At 61.5% G+C, this 8,701-nt stretch carries 9 protein-coding genes; 7 read left to right on the top strand and 2 right to left on the bottom strand.

Features of this window, described 5'->3' with window-relative positions; all coding sequences use genetic code 11:
- Both WCA53_RS29580 and WCA53_RS29575 read right to left on the bottom strand, forming a co-directional pair.
- Positions 1-459 (bottom strand): PfkB family carbohydrate kinase (locus tag WCA53_RS29580; RefSeq protein WP_423919602.1); only part of this gene is annotated, 459 nt, incomplete at its 3' end.
- 339 nt (positions 460-798) lie between these two features.
- Positions 799-1,485 carry a glutathione S-transferase family protein gene (locus tag WCA53_RS29575; protein ID WP_423919597.1) on the bottom strand — a complete coding sequence of 229 codons (687 nt, stop codon included), beginning with the start codon at positions 1,483-1,485 and terminating at the stop codon, positions 799-801.
- Between the two features lie 579 nt (positions 1,486-2,064).
- Here WCA53_RS29575 and WCA53_RS29570 point away from each other — a divergent pair.
- Genes WCA53_RS29570 through WCA53_RS29540 form a run of 7 tightly spaced genes read left to right on the top strand, consistent with a single transcriptional unit; the run spans position 2,065 to position 8,671 of the window.
- A complete protein-coding gene (locus tag WCA53_RS29570; protein WP_423919592.1) occupies positions 2,065-4,398 on the top strand; it encodes a bifunctional salicylyl-CoA 5-hydroxylase/oxidoreductase in 2,334 nt (777 codons plus the stop codon).
- On the top strand, positions 4,395-5,183 hold the full coding sequence (locus WCA53_RS29565; protein ID WP_423919589.1) for an SDR family NAD(P)-dependent oxidoreductase: 789 nt from the start codon (positions 4,395-4,397) through the stop codon (positions 5,181-5,183). The genes WCA53_RS29570 and WCA53_RS29565 overlap by 4 nt, the downstream gene beginning before the upstream one ends.
- An 11-nt stretch (positions 5,184-5,194) precedes the next feature.
- Positions 5,195-5,731, top strand: a complete 537-nt coding sequence (locus tag WCA53_RS29560; RefSeq protein ID WP_423919611.1) for a MarR family winged helix-turn-helix transcriptional regulator — start codon at positions 5,195-5,197, stop codon at positions 5,729-5,731.
- Positions 5,732-5,768: 37 nt separating this feature from the next.
- Positions 5,769-6,617 (top strand): enoyl-CoA hydratase family protein, encoded by an 849-nt coding sequence (locus tag WCA53_RS29555; RefSeq protein WP_423919586.1) that lies wholly within the window; start codon positions 5,769-5,771, stop codon positions 6,615-6,617.
- A 1-nt stretch (position 6,618) separates the two neighbouring features.
- Positions 6,619-7,827 (top strand): acyl-CoA dehydrogenase family protein, encoded by a 1,209-nt coding sequence (locus WCA53_RS29550; protein ID WP_423919583.1) that lies wholly within the window; start codon positions 6,619-6,621, stop codon positions 7,825-7,827.
- Complete coding sequence (locus tag WCA53_RS29545; RefSeq protein WP_423919579.1) at positions 7,824-8,279, top strand: acyl-CoA thioesterase; 456 nt, start codon at positions 7,824-7,826, stop codon at positions 8,277-8,279. The genes WCA53_RS29550 and WCA53_RS29545 overlap by 4 nt, the downstream gene beginning before the upstream one ends.
- The gene (locus tag WCA53_RS29540) at positions 8,276-8,671 is read left to right on the top strand and encodes a RidA family protein (protein ID WP_423919574.1); all 396 of its coding nucleotides are present in this window, start codon (positions 8,276-8,278) and stop codon (positions 8,669-8,671) included. The genes WCA53_RS29545 and WCA53_RS29540 overlap by 4 nt, the downstream gene beginning before the upstream one ends.
- The last annotated feature ends 30 nt before the right edge of the window (positions 8,672-8,701 follow it).

Below are 8,701 nucleotides of genomic sequence, written 5' to 3'. Positions count from 1 at the left end.
GGCGTGGGCTAGCCGCGCCGCGTGAAGGACGGTCGCAAGCGGGACCTCCAGTTGGGCGAGGATGACGTCGGCATCGCGAAACGCGCTCTGCGCGCGATCGACATCGGCGGGCGCAAGCTCGTGATTGGCGCCGGGCACGACCACGATGGCGTTATCGCCGCCCGTCAGCGTGATGGACGCAATTCCGGTCGCCTCGCGTCCCGTCGAGACCCAGCGCGTGTCGATACCTTCGCGGTTGAGCGTCGCTTTCATCTGTTCGCCGAACGCGTCGGCGCCGACACAGCCGATCATCGTGACGTCAGCGCCAAGCCGGGCAGCAGCGACCGCTTGATTCGCACCCTTGCCGCCCGGATTTGTCGAAAAGCGCTTGCCAAAAAGCGTTTCACCCAGACGTGGAAACACATCGGTTGCGACCACCATGTCCATGTTGATGCTGCCCACTACTACAACGCGCGCCATGCCGCTCCTTCTGACTTCTGACTCACACCCGCTGTGAAGTCGATTTTTTGCCGTGCTAAAACGTAATCAGCTTGGGGCGGATTTATACCAGAGCGTGGCGATCGGTGGAAGCGGTATCAGGGTAAACCTGATGCCGAGAGTCAGACGGCGTCGACGTGCGGGAGCAGGAAGAATGAGGAAGCGGGCGGCGGTTTCGGCACGACAGTGGCGTGGTCGGCGTGGTGACGGCTGTCGTCCCTGGCGGGTAGCCGAACTCAGCGCCAAGCCATCGGGAGACACCTAAGTTCTCACGACGGCAAGCGGTCGGTCAGTCAGCGCGAACAAACCGCGCCTGTGGGCTCAAGCGTCTAAGCGTGCGTTCTGGGGAAACAGCACCTCGCGCGCGGCATCGTCCATCTCGGCCTTGAACGCATGGCGCGCCTTGAGGGCTTCAGCCCGTTGCGCCGCCGGGCGGCCATTGATCTCGTCGAGCAGACGCTTGACGTGCGGCAGCTTTTCCCATGCTTCGGGGCCCAGGACGAAAGGCACGGCGCGCGCCCATCCCCATACCGCCATGTCCACCAGGGTGTATTCGTCGCCGAGCATGTATTTTTGTTGGGCTAACTGCGCGTCGATGATGTTCCAGTGGCGCCAGGCTTCGAAGTCGTAGCGGTTCACGGCGTAGGCCTTGGGCTCCGGCGCGAAGTGTTTGAAGTGCACCGCCTGGCCCGAGTAAGGTCCAATGCCGGTGGCCACGAACATCAGCCACGAGTACATTTGCGCACGTGCCTCGGGCGTGTTCGCCGGTACGAACCGGCCCGTCTTCTCCGCCAGATACAGCAGGATCGCGTTGCTGTCGAAGATCGTCGCATCACCATCGACCAGTGCTGGCGTCTTCGCGTTCGGGTTGATCGCCGTAAAGGCCGGGTCGTGCTGCTCGCCCTTGCGGGTGTCAACAGGCACGAGTTCATATGGCAGTCCGCTCTCTTCAAGAAACAGCGCGACCTTCGCGGGGTTGGGAGAAGGGTGGTAGTAAAACTTGATCATGAGGTAGCCTGTGAACGAGGGGGGAAGATCATTATAGGGTGGCGGATTTTTCTTTGCGGGGATCCCATGGCATCGTCAGGTCAGCGATCCGAGGAGGCTTGGTAAATAAATAGGAATGCTTATTTTTCCGGATAAGGCGCGCGTCTCACTGAACGTCTTCGAACGCGACTGGCTCGGAAGAGGCGTATGGCGGTGCGGTCCCTGGACTGTCCCAAGCGGGGAGCCATATCGCCGTGACCCCGTGCGAGGGCCTCTTCGCACACCACTAGAGCGTGAATCCCTCCGTCGCCGGGCCGTCGCGCATCGTGGTTCTTCATGGGCGACGGCCACGGCATCGGATAACTCGTCGTTTATTTCCTGAGGAGGATGGAAGCAATGTTCAGTCACGCCGTGGCCGGCACCAACGACCTGGAAAAAAAGTAAAGCGTTTCTAAAGCTCGGCGCCGTGTATCGCGCGCCTGCCTGAAGCGAACGACGGCGTCAAACCTCCGAACGGGGCTAACCCTTCCCACCAAACTACTTGACATCTAAACTATTAATACCTAAAGTAAAACCAGATTCTTCAGCGAGGAGCGCGGCATGCGGATCGTTTGCATCGGTGGGGGCCCGGCAGGCCTGTATTTCGGCCTTTTGATGAAGAAGCAGAACCCTGCGCACGAGGTGATCGTCGTTGAGCGCAATCGCCCCTACGACACCTTCGGTTGGGGCGTGGTGTTTTCAGATCAGACTCTCGACAACCTGCGCCGCGCGGACGCTGCCAGCGCTGAATCGATCCTCGGTGCGTTCAATCACTGGGACGACATCGACATCCATTTCGGCGGCCGCACGCTGCGTTCCTCGGGACACGGTTTCTGCGGTATTGGCCGCAAGCGTCTCCTGAACATTCTTCAGGCGCGCGCTGAAGAACTCGGCGTCAAGCTCGTATTCGAAACGCAAGTCACTGACGACGAAGCCTACGACGCCGATCTCATCATCGCCTGCGACGGCGCCAACAGCGTCGTGCGCAACAAGTACGCCGCGACCTATAGGCCCACCGTCGACTTGCGTGATTGCCGCTTCGTCTGGCTCGGCACCGACAAGCTTTTCGACGCCTTCACGTTCGCCTTCGAAAAGACTGAATTCGGCTGGTTCCAGGCACACGCTTATCGGTTCGACGAACACACTTCGACGTTCATCGTGGAGGCACCCGAGCGGGTCTGGCGTGCGGCAGGCCTCAACGAAATGAGCAAGGAAGACGGCATCGAGTTTTGCGAGCGGCTCTTCGCGAAGTACCTCGACGGTCACGCGCTCAAGTCCAACGCGCAGCATCTGCGCGGCTCCGCGCAGTGGATTCGCTTCCCGCGCGTCGTGAACGAAACGTGGGTTCACTATCGTCCAAGCAGTGACCGCGGTGTGACGCCGGTCGTCCTGATGGGCGACGCCGCGCACACCGCGCATTTCTCCATCGGCTCGGGCACGAAGCTCGCGCTCGAAGATGCGATCGAACTGACCAATAGCATCGCCGCGCATCCGGGCGATCTCGCCGCAGCCCTCGATCATTACACCGATGTACGCAGCATCGACGTCCTGCGCATTCAGAACGCCGCGCGCAATTCAACGGAATGGTTCGAGAATGTGGAGCGGTATGCTTCATTCGAGCCTGAGCAATTCGCCTATTCGCTGCTCACGCGCTCGCAGCGCATCTCGCACGAAAACCTGCGTTCACGCGACGCCGATTATCTGGCCGAATTTGAAAACTGGGTCGCGCAGCGCTCGGGGCTGGACACTCGCGGTCAAGGCAAACGCTCGATCCCGCCCATGTTCACGCCCTTCAAAGTGCGCGGCGTCACGTTGAAGAACCGCGTCGTGGTGTCGCCGATGGCGCAGTACTCCGCTGTCGATGGGGTGGTCGGCGACTATCACCTGATGCATCTCGGCGCGCGTGCCATGGGCGGTGCCGCGCTCGTGATGACGGAGATGACCTGCGTATCGCCCGAAGGCCGCATCACGCCGGGCTGTCCTGGGCTCTATAACAATACGCAACGCGATGCGTGGCGGCGGATCGTCGAATTCGTACACGGCCAAAGCGATGCGAAGTTCGGCATTCAACTAGGACACGCGGGCGGGAAGGCATCCACGCGCGTGAGCTGGGAAGGCATCGACCAGCCGCTTGAAGAGGATAACTGGTCAATCGTGTCCGCGTCCCGCCAGCAGTATCTCGCGGGCATCAGCCAGTGGTCACGTGCAGCGACAACCGACGACCTGCAGGAAATCAAGGCACAGTTCGTCCGCTCGACCCGGCTTGCGGCTGAAGCCGGCTTCGACTGGCTTGAACTGCACTGCGCCCACGGTTACCTTCTGTCGGCGTTCCTGTCGCCGCTCACGAATCATCGCGATGACGAATACGGCGGCTCGCTCGCGAACCGGCTGCGTTATCCCCTGGAGGTTTTCAGCGCGATGCGCGCCGTGTGGCCCGACGACAAACCCATCTCCGTGCGCATCTCGGCGCATGACTGGGTCGAGGGCGGCATCACGCCCGATGACGCTGTGCAGATCGCGCGTGCCTTTAAGGAAGCCGGCGCGGACATGATCGATGTGTCGTCGGGACAGGTCAGCAAGGACGAGAAGCCCGTCTATGGGCGCATGTTCCAGACGCCCTTCTCCGATCGCGTGCGCAACGAGGCAGGTATCGCGACGATCGCGGTCGGCGCGATTTCCGAAGCCGATCATGTGAACAGCATCATCGCGGCGGGTCGCGCGGACCTGTGCGCGGTCGCACGGCCGCATCTTGCGAATCCCGCGTGGACGCTTAACGAAGCGGCAAAGCTCGGTTACTTCGATATCGCCTGGCCCAAGCAATATCAGGCCGCGAAATCGCAGCTCGAACGCAATTACGAGCGTGAACGCGCCAAGCGCGCGGAGGATGAAGCATGAGCGATTCTCTTACGCAAGCCCTTGGGCCAAGACACGCGGTCGTGACGGGCGGTGGCAGCGGCATCGGTGCTGCGGTCGCTCGCGCGCTGGTAGCGTCGGGTGTGCATGTGACGCTGATGGGCCGCGATGCAACGCGGCTTGCGCGTCAAGCTGAAGCGTTGAACGACCTTGGCACCGTTCACGTGCAGAGCGTCGATGTCACCTCGCCTGACTCGGTCAGCACGGCGTTCGCAGCCGCAACCGTTCAGCATGGCGCCATCGACATCCTCATCAACAATGCAGGACAGGCCGAAGCTGCGCCCTTCGCAAAGACCGACCTGGCGCTGTGGCAACGCATGCTTGACGTGAATCTCACGGGCGTATTCCTGTGCACGCAAGCCGTCCTGCCCTCAATGCTGGAACGCCGCAGCGGCCGCATTGTCAATGTCGCGAGCACGGCCGGCCAGATCGGCTATGCCTATGTGGCCGCGTATTGCGCGGCGAAACATGGTGTGATCGGCATGACGCGCTCGCTCGCACTCGAAGTGGCCACGCGCGGCGTGACCGTGAACGCCGTCTGTCCCGGCTACACCGAAACCGAGTTGCTCAAACAGTCGATCGGGAAAATTGTCGCGCAGACCGCCCGCAGCGAAGATGAAGCACGTGAAGCGCTGCTGCGTTCCAATCCGCAACGGCGCTTCGTCACGCCGGAGCAAGTCGCCAATTCGGTCTTGTGGCTTTGTTCGCCGGGCTCCGAATCGATCACCGGGCAGACAATATCGATTTCAGGTGGAGAAGTAATGTGACCAAACCCGCGATTCGCACCGCTAAAAGCAGCGCGACCGAGAAGGCTAAAGTCGCCAATTCCGTCACCGACAACGTCGTCGACCTCGAAATGAGCACCGGCGTGGACAGTCACATGGGGCTACGTCTATGGCTGCGCATGCTGACGACGACCAACCTCGTGCAGGCGGAACTGCGCAAGCGCCTGCGCGCGGAGTTCGATACGACGCTTCCGCGCTTCGACCTGATGGCGCAACTCGAACGCCATCCCGAAGGCCTCAAGATGAACGAACTGTCGCGACGACTGATGGTCACGGGCGGCAACGTAACGGGCCTGACTGACCAACTGGAAAAGGAAGGTCTGGTCGTGCGCGATGCAGATCCGAACGACCGCCGCTCGTTCGCGGTCAGTCTCACGCCAATCGGCCGCGAGTTGTTCGATCGGATGGCGCAAGCGCATGAACAATGGGTCGTCGAATTGCTGGGCGGCTTGCCTCTCGCCGACAAGGCGCGCGTGCATCAGAAACTCGGCAAGCTTAAACAGCATCTGCGCGAGCGCACGCAATCATGAAGCATCGGGCACACGGAAACAGAAACGGAGACTGTCGATGAACGAGAACACCGCCGCGCTCTTTGCCGGCAACCGGACGACACTAAGTGGTTATGCCGCCGAGCATTTCGGCTGGAGCGTGACAAGCGGCGTCGGCACGATCACGCTGAACCGCCCCGAGCGCAAGAACCCGCTGACGTTCGAGTCTTATGCGGAATTGCGCGACCTGTTCCGGCAGCTCGCTTATGCAACCGACGTGCACGTCATCGTGATCTACGGCGCAGGCGGCAACTTCTGTTCGGGCGGCGACGTGCACGACATTATCGCGCCGCTGGTCGACCTTCCCATGCCCGAGTTGCTGATGTTCACCCGCATGACGGGCGACCTCGTCAAGGCAATGCGCCATTGTCCGCAGCCAATAATCGCGGCGGTTGACGGCGTGTGCGCCGGCGCCGGCGCGATCATGGCGATGGCATCGGACATGAGGCTCGGCACCGCGCGCAGCAAGGTTGCATTTTTGTTTACACGCGTCGGCCTTGCGGGCTGCGACATGGGTGCATGCGCCATCCTGCCACGCATCATCGGCCAGGGGCGGGCATCTGAACTGCTCTTTACGGGACGCTCGGCGAGCGGTGACGACTCTCTCGCCTGGGGCTTCTACAACCGCCTGTGCGAGCCTGACGACCTCGTCAGCGCTGCGCACGCGCTTGCCAATGAACTTGCTTCCGGACCGACGTTCGCGCACGGCATCACCAAGAAGATGCTGCATCAGGAATGGAGCATGAGCGTCGACGAGGCCATCGAATCGGAAGCTCAGGCTCAGGCGATCTGCATGGCAACCAACGATTTCGGCCGCGCCTATCGTGCGTTTGCGGCGAAGACCCGGCCGGTTTTCGAAGGAGACTGAGTTGACACATCCTCAAACGAGTTCGGACGGATTCCATGACGCTCTCGCGTGGCCGTTCTTCGACGCGCGGCATCGTGAGCTTGGCGCACGTATCGACGCGTGGGCATCGGAACATCTACGCAATGCGCACGCCGATCACGCAAACGTCGATGCGACATGTCGTCGGCTCGTGCGCGAACTCGGCGCGGCCGGGTGGTTGCGCTATGGCGTCGGCGGCACGGCTTACGGCGGACACGGTGACACCATCGACACCCGCGCTGTTTGCCTGCTGCGCGAAACGCTAGCGCGCTACAGCGGTCTCGCCGACTTCGCGCTCGCCATGCAGGGACTTGGCTCGGGTGCGATTTCGCTCGCTGGCAGCGACGCGCAGAAAGAGCGATACCTGCCGCGTGTCGCGAGTGGCGACGCGATCGCGACCTTCGCGCTGACCGAACCCGATGCAGGCTCTGACGTCGCGGCGCTCGCGCTTAGCGCGATCGAAGATGGGGACTCCTATGTGCTCGATGGCGAGAAGACCTGGATCTCGAATGGCGGCATCGCGGATTTCTATGTGGTGTTCGCGCGAACGGGCGAGACGCCGGGTGCGAGGGGCATCAGCGCGTTCATCGTCGATGCGGACACACCGGGGCTGCGCATCGCTGAACGCCTCGACGTGATTGCGCCTCATCCGCTGGCGCGTCTCTCGTTTGAACATGCACGTGTGCCGCGCGCCTCGTTGCTCGGCAATGCAGGCGAAGGATTCAAACTTGCGATGCGAACGCTGGATATTTTTCGGACGTCCGTGGCGGCGGCATCGCTCGGGTTTGCGCGACGTGCGATGAGCGAAGGACTCGAGCGTGCGGCGTCGAGCAAGATGTTCGGCCAGACGCTCGGCGACTTCCAGTTGACACAAGCAAAGCTCGCACAGATGGCGCTCACCATCGACAGCGCGGCGCTTCTCGTCTATCGCGCGGCGTGGTTGCGCGATCAGGGCAAGTCCGTCACGCGCGAAGCCGCGCTGGCCAAGTGGCATGCGAGCGAAGGCGCGCAGCAGGTCATCGACGCCGCCGTGCAATTGTGGGGCGGAAGCGGTGTACAAAGCGGCGCGGTGGTGGAGCAACTGTATCGCGAGATCCGCGCGCTGCGCATCTACGAAGGTGCGACTGAAGTGCAGCAGCTTATTGTCGGGCGTGATCTGCTCAAGGCCCACGCTGCGAGGACTACGCGATGAACGCCGAACCTGCGCGTTTCGAGCGATCTGTGCGCATTCGATTTTCGCATTGCGATCCCGCTGGTATCGTATTTTTTCCACAGTATCTCGTGATGACAAATGCGCTTGTCGAGGACTGGTTCAACGAAGCGCTCGACATTGACTATGCGGTGATGATCAGTAAGCGCCGCGTCGGCTTGCCGATCGTGAAGCTCGATTGCACGTTCTCGAAGCCGAGCCTGATGGGCGACATTCTCGACCTGTCGCTCGCGCTCAAGCGAATTGGCGCTCGCTCAATCGCAGTCGATATCACCGCACAGGCAAACGGTGAGACGCGTTTCAGCGCCCACCAGGTGCTCGTTACGACATCGATCGAAGCAGGTACATCAACCCCCCTGCCCGACGACATCCGCGCGGCCCTCACACGTTTCGATCCGGCCGCGACAACCGAAGCACAGGAGAAACAGTCATGAAGCAAGCATTGCTCCCGCCCGGCTGGGTCAAACCGCGAGGATATGCAAACGGCGTCGCAGCACGCGGTACGCAAGTTTTTATAGCTGGACAGATTGGTTGGGATGCCGAATCACATTTTCAGAGCGACAACTTCGCCGCACAGGCGAGGCAGGCGCTGGAGAACGTTGTCGCCGTGCTGGCTGTAGCAGGCGGACGCCCCGAGCATCTCGTGCGACTTACGTGGTACGTCACTGACAAGCGCGAATATCTCGCGGCGCTCAAGGATATTGGTGGTGCGTTTCGTGAGCTCATCGGCAACTACGATATTGCAATGAGCGCCGTGCAGGTCGCGGCGCTCATTGAAAATAAAGCCAAAGTGGAGATTGAAGCAACTGCCGTCATTCCGGATTAACGACCCCGTCTAACTTGCCCGCCGCCACCA

It is taken from the genome of Caballeronia sp. (assembly GCF_049581465.1).
In the GTDB taxonomy this organism is placed as follows: domain Bacteria; phylum Pseudomonadota; class Gammaproteobacteria; order Burkholderiales; family Burkholderiaceae; genus Caballeronia.
Note: the sequence above shows the minus strand (reverse complement) of the source record. Positions and strands in the feature narration are given on the sequence as shown.

Coding starts and splice junctions, on each gene's coding strand:
- WCA53_RS29555 (WP_423919586.1), top strand. CDS start 5,769: ATGAACGAGAACACCGCCGCGCTCTTTGCCGGCAACCGGACGACACTA.
- WCA53_RS29575 (WP_423919597.1), bottom strand. CDS start 1,485: ATGATCAAGTTTTACTACCACCCTTCTCCCAACCCCGCGAAGGTCGCG.
- WCA53_RS29570 (WP_423919592.1), top strand. CDS start 2,065: ATGCGGATCGTTTGCATCGGTGGGGGCCCGGCAGGCCTGTATTTCGGC.
- WCA53_RS29545 (WP_423919579.1), top strand. CDS start 7,824: ATGAACGCCGAACCTGCGCGTTTCGAGCGATCTGTGCGCATTCGATTT.
- WCA53_RS29565 (WP_423919589.1), top strand. CDS start 4,395: ATGAGCGATTCTCTTACGCAAGCCCTTGGGCCAAGACACGCGGTCGTG.
- WCA53_RS29540 (WP_423919574.1), top strand. CDS start 8,276: ATGAAGCAAGCATTGCTCCCGCCCGGCTGGGTCAAACCGCGAGGATAT.